21 protein-coding genes and 1 tRNA gene are annotated in these 22,088 nt (G+C 73.3%); 17 read left to right on the top strand and 5 right to left on the bottom strand.

All coding sequences use genetic code 11. The features are described 5' to 3' along the window. Positions 1 to 72 precede the first annotated feature (72 nt). The 5 genes from corA (at position 73) to AC0666_RS18185 (ending at position 5,906) form a co-directional block, all read left to right on the top strand. Positions 73 to 1,155, top strand: a complete 1,083-nt coding sequence (gene corA, locus AC0666_RS18205; protein ID WP_468969104.1) for a magnesium/cobalt transporter CorA — start codon at positions 73 to 75, stop codon at positions 1,153 to 1,155. 61 nt (positions 1,156 to 1,216) lie between these two features. Continuing rightward, on the top strand, positions 1,217 to 1,822 hold the full coding sequence (locus AC0666_RS18200; RefSeq protein WP_468969107.1) for a GNAT family N-acetyltransferase: 606 nt from the start codon (positions 1,217 to 1,219) through the stop codon (positions 1,820 to 1,822). Positions 1,823 to 1,986: 164 nt separating this feature from the next. Beyond that, a complete protein-coding gene (locus AC0666_RS18195) occupies positions 1,987 to 2,820 on the top strand; it encodes a chitosanase (RefSeq protein WP_478707992.1) in 834 nt (277 codons plus the stop codon). 292 nt (positions 2,821 to 3,112) lie between these two features. Further along, complete coding sequence (locus AC0666_RS18190; RefSeq protein WP_468580786.1) at positions 3,113 to 3,466, top strand: DUF805 domain-containing protein; 354 nt, start codon at positions 3,113 to 3,115, stop codon at positions 3,464 to 3,466. Between the two features lie 220 nt (positions 3,467 to 3,686). After that, entirely contained in the window at positions 3,687 to 5,906 is a 2,220-nt protein-coding gene (locus tag AC0666_RS18185) for an NADP-dependent isocitrate dehydrogenase (RefSeq protein WP_468580785.1), read from the top strand. A gap of 98 nt (positions 5,907 to 6,004) precedes the next feature. Here the strand turns inward: AC0666_RS18185 and AC0666_RS18180 are convergent, their stop codons facing one another. After that, positions 6,005 to 6,463 carry a hypothetical protein gene (locus tag AC0666_RS18180; RefSeq protein ID WP_468580783.1) on the bottom strand — a complete coding sequence of 153 codons (459 nt, stop codon included), beginning with the start codon at positions 6,461 to 6,463 and terminating at the stop codon, positions 6,005 to 6,007. Between the two features lie 253 nt (positions 6,464 to 6,716). On the opposite strand from AC0666_RS18180, the gene AC0666_RS18175 reads away from it, so the two are divergent. Next, positions 6,717 to 8,432 (top strand): glycoside hydrolase family 71 protein, encoded by a 1,716-nt coding sequence (locus AC0666_RS18175; protein WP_468969112.1) that lies wholly within the window; start codon positions 6,717 to 6,719, stop codon positions 8,430 to 8,432. Between the two features lie 105 nt (positions 8,433 to 8,537). Continuing rightward, positions 8,538 to 9,713, top strand: coding sequence for an aminotransferase class V-fold PLP-dependent enzyme (locus AC0666_RS18170; protein WP_468969115.1), 1,176 nt, complete (start codon positions 8,538 to 8,540; stop codon positions 9,711 to 9,713). A gap of 4 nt (positions 9,714 to 9,717) precedes the next feature. Here AC0666_RS18170 and cobF read toward each other — a convergent pair whose 3' ends face one another. Next, complete coding sequence (gene cobF, locus AC0666_RS18165) at positions 9,718 to 10,470, bottom strand: precorrin-6A synthase (deacetylating) (RefSeq protein WP_468580780.1); 753 nt, start codon at positions 10,468 to 10,470, stop codon at positions 9,718 to 9,720. 18 nt (positions 10,471 to 10,488) lie between these two features. Here cobF and AC0666_RS18160 point away from each other — a divergent pair, with 18 nt between their 5' ends. From AC0666_RS18160 to AC0666_RS18145, 4 genes are read left to right on the top strand one after another with little or no spacing between them, the layout of a single operon-like run. Continuing rightward, positions 10,489 to 11,244 carry a (Fe-S)-binding protein gene (locus tag AC0666_RS18160; protein ID WP_478707925.1) on the top strand — a complete coding sequence of 252 codons (756 nt, stop codon included), beginning with the start codon at positions 10,489 to 10,491 and terminating at the stop codon, positions 11,242 to 11,244. Next, entirely contained in the window at positions 11,241 to 12,782 is a 1,542-nt protein-coding gene (locus tag AC0666_RS18155) for a lactate utilization protein B (RefSeq protein ID WP_478707924.1), read from the top strand. Before AC0666_RS18160 ends, AC0666_RS18155 begins: the two co-directional genes overlap by 4 nt. Continuing rightward, the gene (locus AC0666_RS18150) at positions 12,779 to 13,420 is read left to right on the top strand and encodes a LutC/YkgG family protein (RefSeq protein WP_468969124.1); all 642 of its coding nucleotides are present in this window, start codon (positions 12,779 to 12,781) and stop codon (positions 13,418 to 13,420) included. The genes AC0666_RS18155 and AC0666_RS18150 overlap by 4 nt, the downstream gene beginning before the upstream one ends. A 5-nt stretch (positions 13,421 to 13,425) precedes the next feature. Further along, entirely contained in the window at positions 13,426 to 13,815 is a 390-nt protein-coding gene (locus AC0666_RS18145) for a VOC family protein (RefSeq protein WP_468580775.1), read from the top strand. Between the two features lie 9 nt (positions 13,816 to 13,824). Here AC0666_RS18145 and AC0666_RS18140 read toward each other — a convergent pair whose 3' ends face one another. Continuing rightward, positions 13,825 to 14,388: a DUF309 domain-containing protein gene (locus tag AC0666_RS18140; RefSeq protein WP_468969127.1), complete on the bottom strand. Its 564-nt coding sequence runs from the start codon at positions 14,386 to 14,388 to the stop codon at positions 13,825 to 13,827. Between the two features lie 117 nt (positions 14,389 to 14,505). Between AC0666_RS18140 and AC0666_RS18135 the strand changes: the two genes are divergently transcribed. Both AC0666_RS18135 and AC0666_RS18130 read left to right on the top strand, forming a co-directional pair. Next, positions 14,506 to 14,582, top strand: a tRNA-Pro gene (locus AC0666_RS18135). Between the two features lie 929 nt (positions 14,583 to 15,511). Next, a complete protein-coding gene (locus tag AC0666_RS18130; RefSeq protein ID WP_478707923.1) occupies positions 15,512 to 16,573 on the top strand; it encodes an NAD-dependent epimerase/dehydratase family protein in 1,062 nt (353 codons plus the stop codon). 44 nt (positions 16,574 to 16,617) lie between these two features. On the opposite strand, the gene AC0666_RS18125 is transcribed toward AC0666_RS18130, so the two are convergent. Together AC0666_RS18125 and AC0666_RS18120 are read right to left on the bottom strand one after the other, a co-directional pair. Further along, positions 16,618 to 17,736 carry a sensor histidine kinase gene (locus AC0666_RS18125; protein WP_468969132.1) on the bottom strand — a complete coding sequence of 373 codons (1,119 nt, stop codon included), beginning with the start codon at positions 17,734 to 17,736 and terminating at the stop codon, positions 16,618 to 16,620. Continuing rightward, positions 17,733 to 18,473 (bottom strand): response regulator transcription factor, encoded by a 741-nt coding sequence (locus AC0666_RS18120; protein ID WP_468969133.1) that lies wholly within the window; start codon positions 18,471 to 18,473, stop codon positions 17,733 to 17,735. The genes AC0666_RS18125 and AC0666_RS18120 overlap by 4 nt, the downstream gene beginning before the upstream one ends. Before the next feature lie 116 nt (positions 18,474 to 18,589). On the opposite strand from AC0666_RS18120, the gene AC0666_RS18115 reads away from it, so the two are divergent. The 4 genes from AC0666_RS18115 to AC0666_RS18100 are packed head-to-tail and all read left to right on the top strand — an operon-like array spanning position 18,590 to position 22,066. Next, positions 18,590 to 19,312, top strand: a complete 723-nt coding sequence (locus tag AC0666_RS18115) for a glycosyltransferase family 2 protein (RefSeq protein ID WP_468969136.1) — start codon at positions 18,590 to 18,592, stop codon at positions 19,310 to 19,312. Next, positions 19,309 to 19,938, top strand: coding sequence for a TIGR04282 family arsenosugar biosynthesis glycosyltransferase (locus AC0666_RS18110; RefSeq protein WP_478707922.1), 630 nt, complete (start codon positions 19,309 to 19,311; stop codon positions 19,936 to 19,938). The genes AC0666_RS18115 and AC0666_RS18110 overlap by 4 nt, the downstream gene beginning before the upstream one ends. Further along, on the top strand, positions 19,935 to 20,654 hold the full coding sequence (locus AC0666_RS18105; RefSeq protein WP_468969142.1) for a class I SAM-dependent methyltransferase: 720 nt from the start codon (positions 19,935 to 19,937) through the stop codon (positions 20,652 to 20,654). The genes AC0666_RS18110 and AC0666_RS18105 overlap by 4 nt, the downstream gene beginning before the upstream one ends. Then, a complete protein-coding gene (locus AC0666_RS18100) occupies positions 20,651 to 22,066 on the top strand; it encodes a glycosyltransferase family 87 protein (RefSeq protein ID WP_468969145.1) in 1,416 nt (471 codons plus the stop codon). Before AC0666_RS18105 ends, AC0666_RS18100 begins: the two co-directional genes overlap by 4 nt. The last annotated feature ends 22 nt before the right edge of the window (positions 22,067 to 22,088 follow it).

The raw sequence follows: 22,088 nt of genomic DNA, 5'->3' as shown, positions 1-22,088 counted from the left end.
CCCGTCCCGGAGCCGCGGGGCGGCGGTGGCAGACTGGCCACTGATCCGCCGAAGGGGAGTACGCCGTTGTCCATGTTCAGCACCTTGCGCCGGGCCGTGCGCCGCGGCTACCGGCGGGCCGTCGACCTCAGCCACCCGGCCCGCTCCCCGCTCGGAAGTGCCGTCGTCAACTGCGTCGTCTACCAGGACGGCGTACGCCAGGACGGCTGCGCCGAGGCGGAGGAGGCATTGCGGCGGGTCCGCAAGACGGGCTGCGGCTTCGTCTGGATCGGCCTGCACGAACCCTCGCAGGAGGAGCTCGCCGGTCTCGCCGAGCTGTTCGGCCTGCACCCGCTCGCCGTCGAGGACGCCGTGAACGCGCACCAGCGTCCCAAGGTGGAGCGGTACGACGACATACTCTTCTCCGTCTTCAAGACCGTCCGCTACGTCGAGCACGAGGAGCTGACCGCCACCAGCGAGGTGGTGGAGACCGGCGAGCTGATGGCCTTCACCGGTGACGACTTCGTCATCACCATCCGGCACGGCGGACGCGGCACCCTGGGACCGGTCCGCGAGAGCCTGGAGGCCGCCCCGGAGCAACTGGCCAAGGGGCCGGCGTCGGTGCTGCACGCCATAGCCGACCACGTCGTCGACGACTACATGGCCGTGACGGACGCCGTGCAGAACGACATCGACGCCGTCGAGACGGCCGTGTTCAGCGAGCACGGGGGCCGGGGCGACGCGGGCCGGATCTACCAGCTCAAGCGGGAACTCCTGGAGCTGCGCCGGGCGGTGGCACCACTCGGCCGACCGCTCCAGCAGCTGGCCACGACGCCGATAGCGGTCATCCCGCAGGAGATCCGCGCCTACTTCCGCGACGTGGCCGACCACCTGAACCGGGCCACCGACCAGATCAACGCCTACGACGCGCTCCTCGACTCCATCCTGCAGGCCCATCTCGCGCAGGTGACCGTCGCGCAGAACGAGGACATGCGCAAGATCACGGCCTGGGCGGCCATCGTCGCCGTCCCCACCATGGTCTGCGGGATCTACGGCATGAACTTCGACCACATGCCCGAGCTGCACTGGACCTACGGCTACCCCCTGGTCGTCGGCGTGATGGCCGTCGCCTGCTTCGTCATCCACCGGGGCTTCAGGAGAAACGGCTGGCTCTGACCCGTGCGGCTGCCCTAGGGTCCGCCCTTTGGCGATCACCACAGAACGGGCAGGTCACGGTATGGAGCAGGCAGCGGCGCAGCACGCAGCGGGACAGTTGGCGGGCGAGCGCGTACGGCTGGAGCCGCTGGAGCAGCGGCACCACGACGGGCTGTGCGAGGCGATACGCGACGGCAGCCTCTGGGAGCTGGCGGTGACCATGGTCCCGCACCCGGACGAGGTGCGCGGCTTCATCGACGACGCGGTCGCGGCGCGCGCCGCGGGCACCCAACTCACGTACGCCACCGTGGACTCGGCCACCGGCCGGATCGCCGGCTCGACCCGGCTCATGGCGATCGACCGGGTGAACCGCCGTCTGGAGATCGGCTGGACCTTCCTCGGCCGGGCCTGGCAACGGACGGGTGTGAACGCGGAGGCCAAACTGCTGATGCTTGCGCATGCGTTCGAGGTGCTGGGGATGAACCGGGTCGAACTGCTGACGGACGTGCGCAACAGCGCCTCGCGGGCGGCGATCGCCCGGCTCGGCGCGACCCAGGAGGGGGTGCTGCGCCACCACATGGTCATGCGGGACGGCTGGATCCGCGACACGGTGGTGTTCAGCCTGACCCGTCCCGAATGGCCTGAGGCGAAGGCCGCGCTGACGGCCCGTCTGGCCGCCCACCGGTAGCAAGGGGGCGGGGTGCCCACGGGCCTTGAGCCGTCCGGAGTTCTGGTAGTAAAGCTTCCTAACGAAGTCGGGTACACCTCAACTCCGCGCCTCAACTCCCCCATGGAGGCCCTGTGTTCACCCCGTTCACCCCCCACCGCAAGAGGAAGGCGATCGGTGCCGCGCTGCTCGGCACGGCCCTTCTCGCCGTGCCGGTCGCGGCTCACGCCACCGCGGCGCCCGGCCCTTCTCGCGCCGCCTCCGCCCCTGCTCCCGCCGCCGCTTCCGCGGCCGCAGCGGCGGTGGCGGCCGTCGGGCTCGACGATCCGGCGAAGAAGGACATCGCCATGCAGATCGTCTCCAGCGCCGAGAACTCCTCGCTGGACTGGAAGGCCCAGTACAAGTACATCGAGGACATAGGCGACGGCCGCGGCTACACCGCCGGGATCATCGGCTTCTGCTCGGGCACCGGCGACATGCTCGACCTCGTCGAGTACTACACCCAGGTCAAGCCGGGGAACGTCCTGGCCAAGTACCTGCCGGCCCTGCGCGAGGTCGACGGCACCGACTCGCACGCCGGCCTCGACCCGAACTTCACCAAGGACTGGGCCAAGGCGGCGCAGGACGCGGAGTTCAGGAAGGCCCAGGACCACGAGCGGGACCGGGTCTACTTCAACCCCGCCGTGAAGCAGGGCAGGTCGGACGGGGTCGGCGTGCTGGGCCAGTTCATCTACTACGACGCCATCGTCATGCACGGCGACGGCGGCGACTCCACCAGCTTCCGCAACATCCGCAAGCGCGCGCTGTCCAAGGCCAAGCCGCCGTCTCAGGGCGGCAACGAGACCACCTGGCTGAACGCCTTCCTGGACGCCCGCGTCTGGGCGATGAAGCAGGAGGGGGCGCACAGCGATACCAGCCGGGTCGACACCGCCCAGCGGGTCTTCCTGAAGAAGGGCAACCTGGCCCTCAACACCCCGCTCGACTGGAAGGTGTACGGCGACTCCTTCCACATCGGCTGACCGCTCGCCGGGACGGCCCGGGCGGCTTCCCCTCCCCGCCCGGGCCGCTGCGAGATCGCGGTGCCGTAACGATGTGCAGGCCAACTCGCCCCGGATCGTCACCCGGTGTGATCCCGCAGGCTCCATGGGTGCCAACGAGCGCCCGTTCCCGGTGTTTTTGCCCGCAGAGTCCGAACAAAGCGGCGCTTTTGGTGCCTTGAGAAGTGGCTTGACCACGACGTAAGCGGGGCATAAGTTCTGCCCCGGCTTGCTCCAGCAGGACGGGCCGACGAACCGTCCTCAGGGGGGACACATGCACTACTACACCGACGTCCTGAAGAAGTACGCCGTCTTCTCCGGCCGCGCCCGCCGGCAGGAGTTCTGGATGTTCTTCCTGTGCAACCTCGTTGTCTCGATCGTCATCGGGATCATCGACGGCGCCATCGGCGCGAACGGCATCCTCTCCGGCCTGTACAGCCTCGCCCTTCTCCTTCCGCTTCTCGGCCTGGCGGCCCGGCGGCTGCACGACACGGACAAGTCGGCTTGGTGGCTGCTGCTCTACCTGATCCCGTTCCTCGGCTGGATCGTGCTGATCGTCTTCTGGGCCTCCGAGGGCCAGCCGCAGCCGAACCAGTACGGCCCGAACCCGAAGGCCGTCCAGGCCTGAACCGGCCCGTACGCCTGAGCGCCAGAGCGCCGTCCCCGGCGGGAAACCGCCCGGGGCGGCGCTCTCGCCGTTCCCGGGCGCGCGCGGAGTCCCGCAGGCCGGGTGACATGCGTCTCGTCCGGCTTGCGGCAGGGGCTGTCCGGACCGGCCCGATCACGAGATATCTTGATGTCGAGCAATGTTGCAGACGAGAGACGCAGACTGTGGAGCGGAGCAACCGGTGACTGACTCGACCATCATCTACACGCACACTGACGAGGCCCCCGCCCTCGCGACGTATTCCTTCCTGCCTGTGGTCCAGGCGTACGCGTCGACGGCCGGTGTGAATGTCGAGACCCGTGACATCTCCCTGGCCGGTCGGATCATCGCGAGCTTCCCCGAGCACCTCCAGGAGGGCCAGCGGATCGCCGATGCCCTGGCCGAGCTCGGCGAACTGGCGAAGACGCCGGAAGCCAACATCATCAAGCTGCCCAACATCTCGGCCTCGATCCCGCAGCTGAAGGCCGCGGTCGCCGAGCTCCAGAGCCAGGGCTACGCCCTCCCGGACTACCCGGACGACCCGAAGACCGACGAGGAGCGCGAGATCCGCGCGCGCTACGACAAGGTCAAGGGCAGCGCCGTCAACCCGGTCCTGCGCGAGGGCAACTCCGACCGCCGCGCCCCCGCCTCGGTCAAGAACTACGCCAAGGCCCACCCGCACCGCATGGGCGCCTGGACCCCCGAGTCGAAGACGAACGTCGCCACCATGGGCGCCGACGACTTCCGCTCCACCGAGAAGTCCACCGTGATCGCCGAGGCCGGCACGCTGCGCATCGAGCACGTCGCCGCCGACGGCGCCACCACGGTCCTGCGCGAGTCCGTACCGGTCCTCGCCGGCGAGGTCGTGGACGCGTCCGTCATGCACGTCGACGCGCTGCGCACCTTCCTGAACGACCAGATCGAGCGCGCCAAGGCCGAGGGCGTCCTGTTCTCCGTGCACCTCAAGGCCACGATGATGAAGGTCTCCGACCCGATCGTCTTCGGCCACGTGGTCCGCGCCTTCCTCCCGAAGACCTTCGCCCGCTACGGCGAGACCCTGGCCGCCGCCGGCCTGTCCCCGAACGACGGCCTCGGCGCCATCCTGAACGGCCTGGGCGCCCTCGCCGACGGTGACGCGATCAAGGCCTCCATCGACGCCGAGATCGCCGAGGGCCCGGCCCTCGCCATGGTCGACTCGGACAAGGGCATCACCAACCTGCACGTCCCGAGCGACGTCATCGTCGACGCCTCCATGCCGGCGATGATCCGCACCTCCGGCCACATGTGGGGTCCGGACGGCCAGGAGGCCGACACCCTCGCCGTCCTGCCCGACAGCAGCTACGCGGGCGTCTACCAGGCCGTCATCGAGGACTGCCGTGCCCACGGCGCCTTCGACCCGTCCACGATGGGCTCGGTGCCGAACGTCGGCCTCATGGCGCAGAAGGCCGAGGAGTACGGCAGCCACGACAAGACCTTCGAGATCGCCGCCGCGGGCACCGTCCGCCTCGTCGACGCCGCGGGCAACGTGGTCCTGGAGCAGGAGGTCGCCGCCGGCGACATCTTCCGCGCCTGCCAGACCAAGGACCTCCCGATCCAGGACTGGGTCAAGCTCGCCGTCACCCGCGCCCGCGCGACCGGCAGCCCGGCCGTCTTCTGGCTCGACGAGGACCGCGCGCACGACGCGCAGCTGATCGCCAAGGTGAAGACGTACCTCGCCGAGCACGACACCGAGGGCCTCACCATCAAGATCCTCTCCCCGGTCGAGGCCACGGCCTACTCCCTGGAGCGGATCCGCCGCGGCGAGGACACCATCTCGGTGACCGGCAATGTGCTCCGCGACTACCTGACCGACCTCTTCCCCATCCTGGAGCTGGGCACCAGCGCCAAGATGCTGTCGGTCGTCCCGCTGATGGCGGGCGGCGGCCTCTTCGAGACCGGCGCCGGCGGCTCCGCCCCGAAGCACGTCCAGCAGCTCGTCAAGGAGAACTACCTGCGCTGGGACAGCCTGGGCGAGTTCTTCGCACTGGCCGCCAGCTTCGAGCACCTGGCGACCACCACGGGCAACGCCCGCGCCCAGGTCCTGGCCGACACCCTCGACCGCGCGACCGGCACCTTCCTCAACGAGGACAAGTCGCCGACCCGTCGCCTCGGCGGTATCGACAACCGCGGCAGCCACTTCTACCTCGCCCTGTACTGGGCGCAGGAGCTGGCCCAGCAGAACGACGACGCCGCGCTGGCGTCGGCCTTCGAGCCGCTGGCCAAGACGCTGAGCGAGCAGGAGGAGACCATCGTCGGCGAGCTGAACGCGGTGCAGGGCTCCCCGGCCGACATCGGCGGCTACTACCAGCCCGACCCGGCCAAGGCCGCGGCGGTCATGCGCCCGTCCGCGACCCTCAACCAGGCGATCGCGTCCCTCGCCTGAGGTCGCTGCGTTGCGAGGTTCCGCCCCGGTCGGCCCTGCCGACCGGGGCGGACCCGTATGCCGCCGGGGCGGTCGGCGGGCCGTCGGCGGGCGGTCGGTCAGAGCCGGTGGACGTGCTCGCCGTCGACCGCGAGCGGGCACCGGCCGGCGGCCAGGATGCGCAGTCCCGGGGCCACGGAGAGCAGGCCGCGCACCCAGGACAGCGTGTCGGCGCTGAGGTGGTCGCTGCCGTCCAGGACCAGCAGCATGTCCCGCTCGGCGAGCCAGGACACCGGGTTGGGCCTGCGGCACGGCTGCACCGGCATCCCGGCCACCGTGCCCAGTTCTGCCGTCAGCTCGTAGACGCCGAACGGGCGGTCCAGCGTGACCACCGCCGCGCCGTCACAGAAGTTGGACGAAAGGCGCCGGGCGATGTCCCGTACCAGCAGGCTCCGCGGCTCCCGGAACCGGCCGGTGATCGTCAGCACCCGTCCGCGCCGGACGGCCGTGAGCAGCCTGGACAGCTCGGCGGACGTCGTCGGCAGCGTGCCGGTCCGGCCCGGATCCCTCATCGGCACGCTGCCCCCCATTGCATACGTGTCCCATGCGCGGCCAAGGGTTCGTTCGCGCCGCGTAGCGATGATTATGCGCCAGTTACGGCGTACGGCCAGGGGATCGGCGGATTCCGGAACGAGCGGCCTGCGTAGTTCTCCTGGGCCGCCCGCGGTACGCGCCGCGGCCCTTCCGGGGAAGAACGGTTGTCCGGAGGCCGGTCATCGGCTCTACTGCTGTGCAGCCCCGCACTCGGGGCATATTCCGGGGAGGGACAGGATGACAGGGGACCGGCGAGCGGACCGACGGGCCGCACTGCGGGCCGGGGGCCCGCGGCGGCCCTCCTCGCACCGGCGGCGCCGCGGGTTCCGGGGCCGGCCGCTGCTGACCCTGCTGGTCTCCGCGTTCCTGCTCGTCGGTGTCTGCGCCGCCACCGGCGTCGCCTGGGACCCCTTCGCACCGGGCTCCCGGCAGGACGCTTCGGCGCCCGGCATCGGCGAACCGTGGCCCGCCACGACCGCCGACGGCTCCACCGCGCCCACTCCGCTTCCGGGCAACAGCCCCGACGGCACCGGGCAGGACAAGGGCGAAGCCCCCGGGCCGGCGGACGCCGCCGACCGCCGGCCCCCCGGCGCGCTGCCCTTCGACATGCCCCCGCCGGCCGCCCTGCACACCGGGGCCGCGGGCAGGAAGCTGGTGTTCGCCCACTACTTCACCCCGTACCCGCTCTCGCTGGACAACGCGAGCGCCGACAGCGACTACTACGCGCGCAACTACCTGAACCCGGCCGGCGAGAACGGGAAGCACGAACGGTACGGCGGCCTGCTGCGCGACCGGCCGCTGCCCGTCCCTCCCCGAGAAGGCAACTGGGAACTGGCCAACCTCCGGCAGGAAGTGCGCACGGCCCGCGCCGCCGGGCTCGACGGGTTCACCCTCGACCTGCTCTCCTTCTCCGGTCAGAACTGGCAGCGGGCCACACTCCTGATGGAGGCCGCCCACACGGTCGACCCGGAGTTCAAGATCATGCTGATGCCGGACATGACCTCCCTGAAGGCCGACGACCCGGGCGTCCTCGCCGACGCCCTCGCGGCCCTCGGGAAGTCCCCCGCCGCGCACCGGCTCGCCGACGGCCGGCTCGTCGTGTCCCCCTTCAAGGCGGAGGCCGAGAGCGCCGCGTGGTGGTCGCGGGTCATCGACCTCCTGAGGTCCCGGCACGGCATCCGCACCGCCTTCGTCCCGCTGTTCCTCGACTTCGCCGCCCACCACGCGGCGTTCGCCCCGATCAGCCACGGATTCTCCGAATGGGGCTCCCGCAGCTACGTCGGCCAGGAGGGCGCCACGGCCGACGTGCGGCGCGCCCACGGCATGGGCAAGATCTGGATGCAGCCGGTCTCCGTCCAGGACGCCCGCCCCAACCAGGGCATCTACGACGAGGCCGGGAACACCGCCACCCTGCGCTCGACGTGGACGCACGCCATCGAGGACGGCGCCGACTGGGTCCAGCTCACCACCTGGAACGACTACTCCGAGGGCAGCCAGTTCGCCCCCTCCCTGCACAACGGCTCCACCTACCTGGACCTGTCCTCCTACTACCTGACCCGGTTCAAGACGGGCAGCTGGCCCGAGATCGTCCGCGACACGCTGTACCTCACCGCCCGCACCCAGTTCGTCGCCGCCGACCCCACCGGAACCCAGTCGCTGGTGATGTCCCTGCGCAAGGGCAGCGCCGCGCCCCGCGACACGGTGGAGGTGCTCAGTTTCCTGACGGCGCCGGCGAGCATCCGGACGAAGGCGGGCCCGGCCGAGGACACCCACGAGGCACCGGCCGGGCTGCACTCCGAACTCCTGCCGCTGCGGCCGGGCACGAGTTCGGCGGCGGTGGTCCGCGACGGCAGGGCGGGCGCGGAGGCGGAGCTGCCGTACCCCGCGGACCGGACGGTGGAGGTCCAGGACCTCCAGTACTACGCCGTGACCAGCGGCCGGGACGCACCCTAGGGGCCGGGGCCGCGGTACCGGCCACCTCGGCGGGATTGGCCCTTCCCGGCCGTCCGGGCCGGCCCGCACCATCCGGGTAACCGCACACCACCCCTCGGAGGACCCGTGACCGACCCGAACGCCGTCCCCGCCGCACCGCTGCACCCGGCTGTCCCCGCCGTGTTCCCGGGGGGACCCGGGCTGTTCCGGCTGGATCCGGAGATCGCCCACCTCAACCACGGGTCCTTCGGCGCCGTACCGGTGCCCGTGCAGGAGGCCCAGGCCGCGCTCCAGGCGGAACTGCACGCCGACCCGGACGCCTTCTTCATCGGCGCCGCCGACCGGATCGCCGCCGCCCGCGGCCGGGTCGCCGCCCACCTGGGCGCCGAGCCCGACGGGATCGCCTTCATCGCCAACGCCACCGAGGGCGCGAACCTCGCCCTGGACGCCGTCGGGCTCGCCGCGGGCGACGAGATCCTGGTCACCGACCACGGCTACGGCACCGTCGTCGCCGCGGCCGCCCGCCGCGCGCCGGTCACCACCGTGGCCCTGGACCCCCTGCTGCCCGACGAGGACGCCGTACGGGAGAAGGTACTGGCCGCCCTGACACCCCGTACGAAGGTGGCGCTGCTCGACCACGTCAGCTCGCCCACCGCCCGGATCATCGCCTCCCCGCGGCTGCTCGCCGAGCTCGCCGCCCGCGGGGTCACCACCGTCGTCGACGGCGCGCACGCCCCCGGCATGCTGCCCGACCCGCTCGCCGTCGGCGCCGACTTCTGGTTCGGGAACCTGCACAAGTGGGGCTACGCGCCCGCGGGCAGCGCCGTCCTCGCCGTCGCCCCCGCCCACCGCGCCCGGGTCCGCGCCCTCGTCCCCTCCTGGGAGGACGAGCACGGCTTCCCCCGGTCCGTCGAGAACCGGGCCACCGCCGACTACACCGGCTGGCTCGCGGCCCCCGAGGGCCTGGACCTCCTCCACCGGCTCGGCGCCGCCGCGGTACGGGCCCACAACAGCGCCCTCGCCGCCCACGGCGCGGCCCTGCTCGCCGAGATCCCGGGGCTCACCCCGCTCCCGTACACGGGGGACCTCGCCATGCGCGCCCTGCGGCTGCCGCCGGGGACCGCCGAGACCCAGCAGGACGCGCGGGCGCTGCGCGAGCGGATCGCGGCGGAGCAGGGCATCCGGGTGCTGGTCTGGCCGTGGCCGGGCGGCGGCGGGATCCGCGTCTGCGGGCAGATCTACAACCGCCCCGAGGAGTACGAACGCCTCGCCGCCGCCCTGCCGGCCCATCTCAAGCGGTGACCGCTCAGCCGCGCCGCAGCAGGTAGGTGTCCATGATCCAGCCCTTGCGGGCGCGTGCCTCGGTCCGGAGCTCCTCGATGCGGCCCGCGACCTCCGCCAGCTTGCCCTGGACCAGGATCTCGTCCGGCGTGCCGACGTAGGCACCCCAGTAGATGTAGAGGTCCTGGTCGAGGTGGGCGGTGAAGGCGTGCCGCGCGTCCAGCATCACCACCACGTCGTCCACGTCCTGCGGCCAGCCCTCGGCCAGCCGGCGCCCGGTGGTGATCTGGACCGGCCGGCCGACCCGGTTCAGGTTGGTCCGGTGCCGGGCCAGCAGCGAGGAGATGCTGCTGATGCCCGGCACCACCTCGTGCTCGAACGCCACCCGGCCGCGCTCCAGCACCTCGTCGAGGATGGCGAGGGTGGAGTCGTACAGCGAGGGGTCGCCCCACACCAGGAACGCGCCGGTCTCGCCGTCGGCCAGATCGTCGGCGATGAACCGCTCGAAGATCTCGGCCCGCGCGCTGCGCCAGCCGTCCACCGTCGGGGCGTACTGCGCCGGGGTGCGGTCCCGGTCGGGGTCGCGGCCCTCCACGAGCCGGTGGCCGGGGCGGGCGTGCGCGTCGAGCATCGCGCGCCGCAGCCCGGTCAGATCCGCCTTCTCCTCCCCCTTCTCCAGGATGAGGAATGCGTCCGCCGCGCCGATCGCCTTGACCGCCTGGAGGGTCAGGTGGTCCGGGTCGCCCGCGCCTATGCCGATCACTGAGAACTTCTTCACCCGGCTATTCTGCCCGTCATGCGTGCCGCCCTGTTCGTCACCTGCGTCAACGACGCGCTGTACCCGCGGACCGGCATCGCCGTCGTCCGGCTGCTGGAGCGGCTCGGCGTCCGGGTGGACTTCCCCGCGGCCCAGAGCTGCTGCGGCCAGCCCCAGTACAACACCGGCTACCGGCGCGAGAGCGAACCGCTGCTGCGGCGCACGGCGGAGGCCTTCGTGGGCTACCCGTACGTGGTCACCCCGTCCGGTTCCTGCGCCGCGATGATCCGGGCCCACTACCCGCGGATCGGCCGGGAGGCGGAGCGGGAGGGGCGCGGAGGGGAGCTGGCGGCGCTGGCCGAGGACCTCGTACCGCGGGTGTACGAGCTGACCGAATTCCTGGTGGACGTGCTCGAGGTGACCGACGTCGGCGCGTACTTCCCGCACACGGTCACCTACCACCCCTCGTGCCACGGCCTTCGGACGCTCGGCCTCGGCGACCGGCCCCGGCGCTTGCTCGCCGCCGTCAAGGGGCTCGAACTGCTGGAACTGCCCGGCGCCGAGGAGTGCTGCGGCTTCGGCGGCACCTTCGCCGTGAAGAACCCCGACGTCTCGGCGGCCATGGGAACCGACAAGACCGGCCACGCGGCGTCCACGGGGGCGCAGGTGCTGTGCGGGGCCGACAACTCCTGCCTCGCCCACCTCGACGGCGTCCTGCGCCGCCAGGGCACCCCGCTGCGGGTCCTCCACCTCGCCGAGATCCTGGCCTCGACGCAGGAGGAACCGCTGACATGACGGGCACCTTCCTCGGCATGCCGGCCTTTCCGGCCGACCCCGCCGACCCCACCGGGTCCCGCGCCCCGACCGACCTCGCTGGACCCGCCTTTCCGGCCTTTCCGGCGGCCGCGCGGGAGGCCGTACAGGACCGGGTGCTCCGCGCCAACCTGCGGCACGCCACCCGCACCATCCGCGACAAACGCGCCCGTGCCGTCGCCGAGCTGGCGGACTGGGACCGGCTGCGGGCGGCCGGCAAGGCCGTCAAGGACCACACGCTGCGCCATCTCGACCGCCACCTCATCCAGTTGGAGGAGGCGGTCACCGCCGCCGGCGGCACCGTCCACTGGGCGGCCGACGCGGCCGAGGCCAACCGGATCGTCACGGACCTGGTCCTGGCCACGGGCGAGCGGGAGGTCGTCAAGGTCAAGTCCATGGCGACCCAGGAGATCGGCCTCAACGAGGCGCTGGAGGCCGCCGGGATCGCCGCGTACGAGACGGACCTCGCCGAACTCATCGTCCAGCTCGGCCACGACCGTCCCTCGCACATCCTGGTCCCGGCCATCCACCGCAACCGCGGCGAGATCCGGGACGTCTTCGCCGCGGAGATGGCCGGCTGGGGCCGGCCCGCACCCGAGGGACTGGGGGAGGAGCCGCACGAACTCGCCGAAGCGGCCCGCCTGCACCTGCGCGAGAAGTTCCTGCGCGCCAAAGTCGCCGTCTCCGGAGCCAACTTCATGGTCGCGGAGACCGGCACGATGGTCGTCTTCGAGTCGGAGGGCAACGGCAGGATGTGCCTGACGCTGCCCGAGACCCTGATCTCCGTGGTGGGCATCGAGAAGGTGGTGCCGACCTTCCGCGACCTGGAGATCTTCCTGCAGACACTGCCGCGCTCCTCCACCGCCGAGCGGATGAACCCGTACACGACGATGTGGACCGGCACGACGGACGGCGACGGCCCCTCCGCCTTCCACCTCGTCCTCCTCGACAACGGGCGCACCGACACCCTCGCCGACGAGGTCGGCCGGCAGGCTCTGCGCTGCATCCGCTGCTCCGCCTGCCTCAACGTGTGCCCGGTCTACGAACGCGCCGGCGGCCACGCCTACGGCTCCGTCTACCCCGGCCCCATCGGCGCGATCCTGAGCCCCCAACTGCGGGGCGCCGGCAGCGCGATCGACGCCTCGCTGCCCTACGCGTCCACCCTGTGCGGAGCCTGCTACGAGGTCTGCCCGGTCGCCATCGACATCCCCGAGGTGCTCCTGCACCTGCGCGAGCGGGTGGCCCAGGGCGGCCGGGTCACCCGCGAGGGCGTCCGCGTACGGATCCGCCCGGCGCGGGGGCACACCGCGGAGCGGGCCGCCATGCGCGCGGCCCGACTGCTGCTGGACCGGCCCGGCGCGCTGCGCGCGGGGGAGCGGCTGCTGGCCCGCGCCCGGCGGCTGCGCCCCGGGCGGCTGCCGGGACCGGGGCACGCCTGGACCGACAGCCGCGAGCTGCCGGAGCTCCCGCAGGAGCCCTTCCGGGACTGGTGGGCACGGGAGCGGGGAGGACGGGCATGAGCAGCAGGGACCGCATCCTCGGCCGGATCCGGCGGGCCACGGCGGGCGACCGGGACCCCGGGGCCGCCGTCCCCCGTGACTACCTCCGGGTCCACGCCGAGCGCACTCCTGCCGAGCGGGTGGACCTGCTCGCCGTGAACCTGACGGAGTACCGGGCGAAGGTCCACCGGACGGACGAGGACGGCCTCGCGGCGCTCCTGGCGCGGCTGCTGGCCGAGCGGGGCGCGCAGAGCGTCCTGGTACCGGCCGGCCTGCCCCCGTCCTGGCTCGCGGCGGCGGACCAGAACCGGGTCGCGGACCGGGCCGCCTCGACCCCGTACGAACTGGACGCCGTGGACAGCGTGGTGACCGGCTGCGCCCTGGCCGTCGCGGAGACCGGCACCCTCGTCCTCGACGGCGGACCGGGGCAGGGAAGGCGCCGCATCAGCCTGATCCCGGACCACCACATCTGCGTGGTCCGCGTCCCCGGCCAGGTGGTCGACGCGATCCCGCAGGCGCTGCCCCTGCTGGACCCACGCCGTCCGCTGACCTGGATCTCCGGCCCTTCGGCGACCAGCGACATCGAACTCGACCGGGTGGAGGGCGTGCACGGCCCGCGCACCCTGGAGGTCGTGCTGCTGGCCGGGTCCGCACAATAGGGGCCATGTCCGCACACATCGCTCTGACCGCCCTCGTCGTCCACGACTACGACGAGGCCATCGACTTCTACACCCGCGCCCTCGGCTTCGACCTCGTCGAGGACACCCCCCGCCCGGACGGCTCGCGCTGGGTGGTGGTCCGGCCGCGCGGGGCCCGCGAGGCGGCCCTCCTGCTCGCCCGCGCCAAGGACGAGGCCCAGCGGGCCAGGGTCGGCGACCAGACGGGCGGCCGCGTCGGCTTCTTCCTCCACACCGGCGACTTCGCCGGGGACCACGCCCGCATGACCGCCGAGGGCGTCCGCTTCCTGGAGGAGCCGCGCCACGAGCCGTACGGTTCGGTGGCGGTCTTCGAGGACCTCTACGGCAACCGCTGGGACCTCCTCCAGCCGGCCTGACCCGGCGCCTCAGGCAGGGCCGCCGCCGTCCCGGGCGGCCCGGAGGCGGGGTGCCTCAGCCGCGGCGTCGACGCCCTGGCCGCGCTCCACCCGCCCGGCCAGCTCCCGGGCCCACCGCACCAGACCGGGCACGTCGATCCCGTACGGGACCTGCGCGGGCGCGCCGGCCCCGGTGGGCTCCTCGCCCCCGCGGGCTCCAGTGGGCCCGCCGGCCTCCACCACGGCCCGCCCGGCCAGGGCTTCGGCGCCGCGGCGCAGCAGCCGCGCCCCGCCCACCGTGTTGCCGCGGGCGGCGTGTGTCAGCCCGACGGCCAGCTGCGCGAGCCCGCGCCACAGCGGGGCCGCGGCTTGCGGCCCGGACTTCCAGGCGTCCTCGAACACCTCGTGCGCATGGAACGGCATCCCCGCGTCCAGCAGCCGTTGCGCCTCTGCCACCGTCTCCGCGGGCGTCCGCACCACCCCTTCGGGCTGCCGCTCCACGCCGGGCTCCCCGTAAGGCAGCGGCCGCCCCAGCCCGTCCCGCGGCCGCGCGCTCCGCGCCCGCCCCTCACTGTCCCGATCCCGTGCGTTCACCCGGCCATCCTCCCCCCGGGCGGCCGGCGGTGCATGCACACCCTCCGGTGTGGGGTAATGTTCTGCATGTGCCGCCGGGCAGGAAGATCCTCAGGGAAAAGCCGGCCGGAAGCACAACGGGACGTGGCGCAGCTTGGTAGCGCACTTGACTGGGGGTCAAGGGGTCGCAGGTTCAAATCCTGTCGTCCCGACCATGCTTCATGCAGGTCGGAGGCCGTTCTCTCATATGAGAGGGCGGCCTTTCGTGCGTCCGGGGCCATGGTGGTCGCAATGTGGTCGCGCGTCCGGTCCGTGGCCCGGAGGCTGTGGCGCTGTCCCCGGTGACGGCGGGGTAGCGGAGTCGGCGGAGGGGCTCGCGGAGCTGGTGGATGTGGTCGCGTGGTGGTCGCAGCCACGCCGGGCGGCGCGTTTCGGGGCTGGCGTTCTGGGCTCCGGTGAGGGTGCGGTCGAGGGTGTCGACGGCTGCGGGCTGTCTGCCGGGTGAGGTGGCTGTAGATGTTCGCGGTGGTCGACGGGGTGGAGTGCCGCAGCGTCTTGGGACCACGGTGAGTGGAACGAGCCCGGTGAACAGATCGCAAGGATCCCTGCGTGTGCGGGGCTTTGTCCGTGCGTGGTGCCGGAGAGCGGTGGCGACACGCGGCGGGACCGCGACCCATCCGCGGCTCGACCGGGTCTTCGGTGTCGTGATGACGAGCCGGTTGTTGTCGATGGCGGACAGGGTGCAGCGCACGTAGAGGACGCCTTCCGTGAGGTGGACGTCGTCCCGCTGCAGTCCGAGGGCTTCGCCCTTGCGCATGCCGGTGCCGATGAGGAACTCGGCCGGGCGCCCCTGCAGCCGCAGCGTCGGTAGATCCGGCCGCGGCCGATGACGGTACGCATGGCCGTCGCCTCCGGGAGGCGAGAGCGGGGGTGGATGCTTCCCGCGTGCGGCCACGGGCGGCCACTCCGCCCTTCAGGCTGTCCCGACCAGCGGGTTTCCCTTGTTGGTGTCCAGGGGTCTTCGCGGACCAAGTGTGAGGCTTGCTCCGGCTCGCGATCCTGGGGCCCGGGCGAGGGTGACGGAAGTCTTACGGTCCGGTGCGGGAGCCGTCGTCGACGGGTGGGGTTCCGTAGCGTGCCGGGCATGCGAGTACTCGTCACAGGAGGAGCCGGGTTCATCGGCTCGCACGTGGTAGCCGTCCTGGCAGCCGAGGGACACACGCCGGTGGTTCTGGACGCGTTGTTGCCGACTGCCCATCCGCATGCCCCCGAGGTGCCGGATGCCGAGTTCGTCCGGGGCGATCTCCGGGACGCGGAGACGGTCACGCGTGTTCTGCGCGGCGTGGACGCCGTGTGTCATCAGGCCGCGATGGTGGGCCTGGGGAAGGACTTCGCGGACGCGCCGGAGTACGTCGCCTGCAACGACTTGGGGACGGCGGTGCTGCTGGCCGGGATGGCCGCGGCCGGCGTGCGGCGGTTCGTGCAGGCCGGGTCGATGGTGGTCTACGGGGAGGGGCGGTACGAATGCCGCGAGCACGGAGTGGTGCGGCCGGGACCGCGGGCGGCCGCGGACCTGGAGGCGGGCCGGTTCGAGCCCTGTTGCCCGTGCTGCGGGGCCGAGCTCGCCCCCGGGCTGGTGGACGAAGACGCGCCGGTGGATCCGCGGAACGTCTACGCGACGACGAAGCTCGCGCAGGAGCACCTGGCCGCCGCCTGGGCGCGGTCGACCGGTGGTACGGCCGTGTCCCTGCGGTACCACAACGTGTACGGGCCGGGTATGCCGCGGGACACCCCGTACGCGGGTGTCGCGTCCTTCTTCCGGTCCGCGCTGGCCCGGGGTGAGGCCCCGCGGGTGTTCGAAGACGGTGCGCAGCGGCGGGACTTCGTGCACGTACGGGACGTGGCACGGGCGAACGTGGCCGCCCTGGCTGGTCTCGAAGGCCTGCAGGGGGGCGGGCACACGGCGTACAACGTGGGCAGCGGTGATCCGCACACCGTGGGGCAGATGGCCGCCGCGCTCGCGGCGGAGCACGGCGGCCCGGCGCCCGTGGTAACGGGGGAGTTCCGGCTGGGCGACGTCCGGCACATCACGGCGGACTCGTCGCGGCTGCGGCGTGAGCTGGGCTGGCGTCCCGAGGTGGGGTTCGCCGCAGGCATGGCCGAGTTCGCCCGGGCCGGGCAGCGGGCCTCGGCCCGGGTCGGATAGGCCGGCCGGTGCCGGTGGCCGGCGCGGGTGCCGCGGAGTGCGGGTCAGGCGTTGGCGCCTGCGAGGGGCAGGGTGACCTCGAAGCGGCAGCCGCCGGGCACGTTGTCGACCCGTGCCCGCCCGGCGTGGGCCTCGACGATGCCCCGTACGATCGCCAGCCCGAGTCCGGCGCCGGCGGGAGGCGTGCGGGCCGGGCTGCCGCGCCAGCCGGTGTCGAAGACCTTCGGCAGGTCTTCCTCGGGGATGCCGCCGCAGCCGTCGGTGACGGACAGCACGGCGGTGCCCTCCTGCCGTTCGACGCTCACGGCCACGGTGCCGTCGGCGGGGGTGTGGCGGATTGCGTTGACGAGGAGGTTGGCCAGGACCCGGGTCATCTCCTTGCCGTCCACCTCGACCGGGACGTGGGCGATGTCATCGCCGCACAGCCGTACGCCGCGCTCGCGGGCGAGCGGGTCGGCGCCGAGGAGGGCGTCGGCCGCCAGGTCCTGGAGGGAGACGCGGCTCGGGGCCAGCTCAAGGGCCCCGGCGTGGATGCGGGACAGCTCGAAGAGGTCGCCGACCATGGAGTCGAGACGTTCGACCTCCGTGCGGATCTGCCGGTGGTAGCGGGAGGGGTCGTCGGCCACCCCGTCCTCCAGGGCCTCGGCCATGGCCCGCAACCCGGCCAGCGGGGTGCGCAGGTCGTGGGAGATCCAGGCGACGAGCTCGCGGCGGGAGGCCTCCAGGGCGCGCTCGCGCTCCCGGGAGGCCGCGAGTTTGGCGCTGGTGACGGCAAGTTCGCGGGTGACGGCGGCCAGTTCCGCCGTGGCCCGGGCCGGGGGCGCGGCGAAGCTGCCGCCCTCACCGAAGTCCCGGGCCGCGCGGGCGAGCTCGCGGCCGCGGGCCACGACCCATCGTCCGAGTAGCACCGCAGTGGCCAGGGACACGACGGCGGCCATGGCGACCACGAGGGTGACGACGCTCAGGTCGTGCGGCGAGAGGAACATGGCCCGGGCGACGGCGAGGGTGCCGGCGAGCATGGCGGTGACGGCGACGGCGGCGACGACGGCCAGGGACACGGCGACGGACCGGTGCCGCAGCAGGCGCAGCGCGACCGCGCCGAGCAGGCCGGCGCAGGCCGCGCCCCCGAACGCGAACGCCGCGATCAGCAGGGCGTCCTTCATCGGGTGCCTTCCTCTCCGCCCGCCTCGAAGCGGTACCCGACGCCCCAGACGGTCTGGATGAGCCGGGGGGCGGCGGGGTCGACCTCGATCTTGGCGCGCAGGCGGCGTACGTGGACGGTGACGGTGGACAGGTCGCCGAAGTCCCAGCCCCACACCTCCCGCATCAGCTCTTCACGCCCGTGGACCCGGCCGGGGTGGCTGAGGAAGTGCGCGAGCAGTTCGAACTCCCGCAGTGTGAGCGTGAGTTCCTGTCCGTTCTTGACGGCCCGGCGGGTCTGCGGGTCGAGCCGGATGCCCGCGCCCGTCAGCCGTCCCCTTCCGGGGGTCGGCGGCGCCGCGGCCCGGCTGCGGCGCAGGACGGACTCGACACGCAGGACCAGCTCGCGCGGGCTGAAGGGCTTGGTGACGTAGTCGTCCGCACCGAGCTCCAGGCCGGCGATCCGGTCGTCCTCGTCACCGCGCGCCGTCAGCATGATCACCGGGATGGGCCGCTCGGCGCGCAGCCGCCGGCACACCTCCAGGCCGTCGATGCCGGGCAGCATGAGGTCGAGCACGACCAGGTCCGGGTCGTGCCGGGCGGCGGAGTCCAGGGCGGCGGGGCCGTCGACGGCGTGGTGGACGCTGTGGCCTGCCCGGCGCAGGTAGCCGGCGACGACCTCGGCGACGGTCGGGTCGTCATCGACGACGAGGACACGGGTGGGCGGGGTGGGCGGGGGAGTGCTCGTGGCCGTGCTCATGACGGCAAGCCTCCCACCGCCGGGCCGTCCCCGTCCCCGGCGGGTCCGCTCCGGACGGCCGATGTCCGTGTTTCGTAAGGAGTCGATGTCCGCTATGTCCCTGCGGAATTCCTACGGTGGCAGTCGTGACCGAAAACTCCGTGGACGTCGTCCTGCCCTGTCTGAACGAGGCCGAGGCCCTCCCCTGGGTGCTCGCCCGCATCCCCGCCGGCTGGCGGGCCCTGGTCGTGGACAACGGTTCCACCGACGGATCCGCCGACATCGCCCGCTCCCTGGGCGCCACCGTCGTACCCGAGTCCCGGCGCGGCTTCGGCGCCGCCTGCCATGCCGGACTCATGGCCGCCGAGGCCGAGTACGTCTGTTTCTGCGACTGCGACGCCTCCCTCGACCCCGGCCTGCTGAGCGGATTCGTCCGGGCGGTGGCCGCGGGTGAGGCCGACCTCGTACTCGGCCGTCGCCGCCCTCAGGGCCGGGGCGCCTGGCCCGCGCACGCCCGGGCGGGCAACCTCGCCCTCTCCCGGATGCTGCGCCGCCGCACCGGCCTGCGCCTGTACGACCTCGGCCCCTTGCGGGCGATGCGCCGGGAGCGGCTCGTGGGCCTGGAGCTGACCGACCGGCGCTCCGGCTACCCGCTGCAGATGGTCGTCCGCGCATCCGACGCGGGCTGGCGAGTGCGCGAGGAGGACGTGCCCTACCTGCCGCGCCGCGGTAGGTCCAAGGTCACCGGCACCTGGCGGGGCACCTGGCACGCGGTCCGCGACATGCGTGCGGTGCTCGCCGAGCCCCCGTACGTCCCCGCTGCCGCCGGCCGTGACGAGCGGGCCGGAGGCGCACGGTGACCAGCTTGCTCGTGATCGCCAAAGCGCCTGTGCCCGGCCGGGTCAAGACCCGGCTCACCCCGCCGTTCACGCCCCAGCAGGCGGCGGCCCTGGCCGAGGCCGCGCTCGCCGACACCCTGGCGGCCGTCCTGGCCACCCCGGCAGAGCGGCACGTCCTCGTCCTGGACGGGGCTCCGGGGTCGTGGCTGCCGCCCGGCTTCGAGGTCGTACCGCAGCGCGGCCGGGGTCTCGACGAACGGCTCGCGGCCGCGTTCGCCGACTGCGCCGGCCCGGCGCTGCTGATCGGCATGGACACCCCCCAGGTCACCACGGAACTCCTGGTGCCCGCACTGGTGTTCGACGCGTGCGACGCCTGGTTCGGGCTGGCCGCTGACGGCGGGTTCTGGGCCCTGGGCCTGGCGGATCCGGACCCGGCGCTGCTGCGCGGCGTACCCATGTCCGTACCCGAGACCGGGGCGGTGCAGTACGAGCGGCTGCGGGCGGCCAGCCTGCGCACCGGCCTGCTGCCGCGGCTGCGGGACGTGGACACCGCCGCCGACGCCGCCGAGGTGGCCGCCCTGGCACCGGCCGGCCGGTTCGGCACGCTCCACCGGCGGCTCAGCGCCCGGACGGCGGTGGCACGATGATCGCCCCCACCACCTCCCGGCCGCCCGCCACACCGGGCCGGCAATGGCGGGCCGACCCCTACAGCCTGGCCCTGCGCACCGGGCACGGCCCCCTCTTCCTGCGGCGCACGGACGGCTGGCTGCTGCCCCTGGACGTCGAACGCTGGTGCGCCGGGACCGACGCCGCCGACGAGACCGTGCTCGCCCGCTGCCGCGGAACCGTCCTCGACATCGGCTGCGGGCCCGGCCGGCTCGTAGCGGCCCTGGCCGAACGCGGCCACCGCGCCCTCGGCATCGACGTGACCCCGGCCGCCGTGACCCGGACCGTGCGCCGCGGCGGAACGGCCCTGTGCCGCTCCGTCTTCGACCCCCTGCCCGCCGAACGCCGCTGGGACACCACCCTGCTGATCGACGGCAACATCGGCATCGGCGGAGATCCCGTCGCCCTCCTGGCGCGCACCGCGGACCTGCTCGCCCCCGGTGGCCGCCTGCTCGCCGAGGCCGCGCCCGTCGAGGTGGACGAGCGGTGCGAGGTGCGCCTCGACGACGGCCGCGGCACGCTCGGCACCCCCTTCCCGTGGGCCCGGGTCGGCCGCCGGGCCCTGCTGCGCCACGCCGAGGCCACCGGCTGGCGCCCCGTCGGCAGCTGGACGGCGGCCAGCCGGTACTTCGCCGAATTCGTCCCCGGGACACCGCGCGGCCCCGAGGCCCGCACCGCCCTGGGGGCCGCGCCGTGACCCGTCCGGCCGCCGGTCCCGTACGGGCCACTGCCGCCACCGCCGTCCTCGTCACCGCCCTGGTCACGGCGCTCGTCCTCACCGTGCGCAAGGACGGCTACTTCGCGGACCCGGCCGGCCTGTCCTGGCTGTACGCCGCCTGCTGCGTCCTGTTCGCGGCGGCCGTGTGGTCCCTGCGCCGGGTACCCGCCCGGCACGCTGCCGCCCTCGTCCTCGCCGGCGGTGTCGCCGTCGCCCTGACGGGACTGGTCGCGCCACCCCGCACCAGTACCGACTCGTACCGCTACGCGTGGGACGGCCGCGTGCAGGCGGCGGGCATCTCCCCCTACGACCACGCCCCGGCCGACGCCGCCCTCCTGCCGTACCGCGACACCTGGCTGTTCCCCACCGGCGAGGCGTGCGGCGAGCCGGACCTCGCCGCCGTGTCCGCAGGCGTCTGCACCCGCATCAACCGTCCCCGCGTCCACACCATCTACCCTCCGGCCGGCGAGCTGTACTTCCTCCTCCTCCACGCCCTCTCACCCGATGGAGTCCGTCACAAGGCCTTCCAGGTGGGCGGCGCCGTACTCGCCGTCGCCACCACCCTGGCGCTGCTGCGCCTCCTCCGCCGCCGTGGCGACCCCCGCACCGCGGCGTATTGGGCCTGGTGCCCCGCCGTCGCCGTCGAAGCCGTCAACAACGCCCATGCCGACGCCCTCGCCGTCCTGCTGTCCGTCGCCGCTCTCGGCCTGACGGTCCGCCACCGGGCCTGGGGCGGAGCACTGTTCGGTCTGGCCACGGCCGCCAAACTCCTGCCCGCCGTCCTGCTCCCCGGCGCCCTGTCCGGCGTACGCCGCGCCCGCGATGCCGCCGCCACCCTGCTCCCCGCCGCCGCGGTCCTCACCGCCCTGTACCTGCCGTACGTCCTGCTCTCCCACTCCTCCGTCCTCGGCTACCTCGCCGGGTACGCCGACGAAGAGGGCTACCAGGACGCCTCCGCCGGCAACCGCTACGCCCTGCTGCGCCTGCTGCTCCCTGGCTCCTGGGCCGTGCCCGCCGTCGTCGCGGGGATACTCGCCGTCAGCCTGTACGTCATCCGGCGGGGCGACCCCGAGCGCCCGTGGAGCGGCGCCCTCCTGGTCACCGGGACCGCGTTCCTCCTGACCACTCCCGGCTACTCCTGGTACGCCCTCCTCCTGATCGCCCTGGTGGCGCTCGACGGCCGCTGGGAATGGCTCGGCGTCGCCGTCGCGGGCGCGGCCGCCTACCTGACGGGCCGGGTCGTCCCCCACGCCGGCACGGCCGTGTACGCCGCCGCCGCGCTGGCCGTCCTCTGCGGCTGGGCGGCACGCAGGCGACCCCGCGGACGGCGCGGCACCCCGGACCGTACGGCCGGGCCGGACACGCTCTCCTCGCCGGGGAAGGCCCGGTGAACCCACGAAAGCAGAATCTGCG

It is taken from the genome of Streptomyces sp. NPDC043680 (genome assembly GCF_056436685.1).
This window is presented reverse-complemented; position numbering and strand designations above follow the sequence as displayed.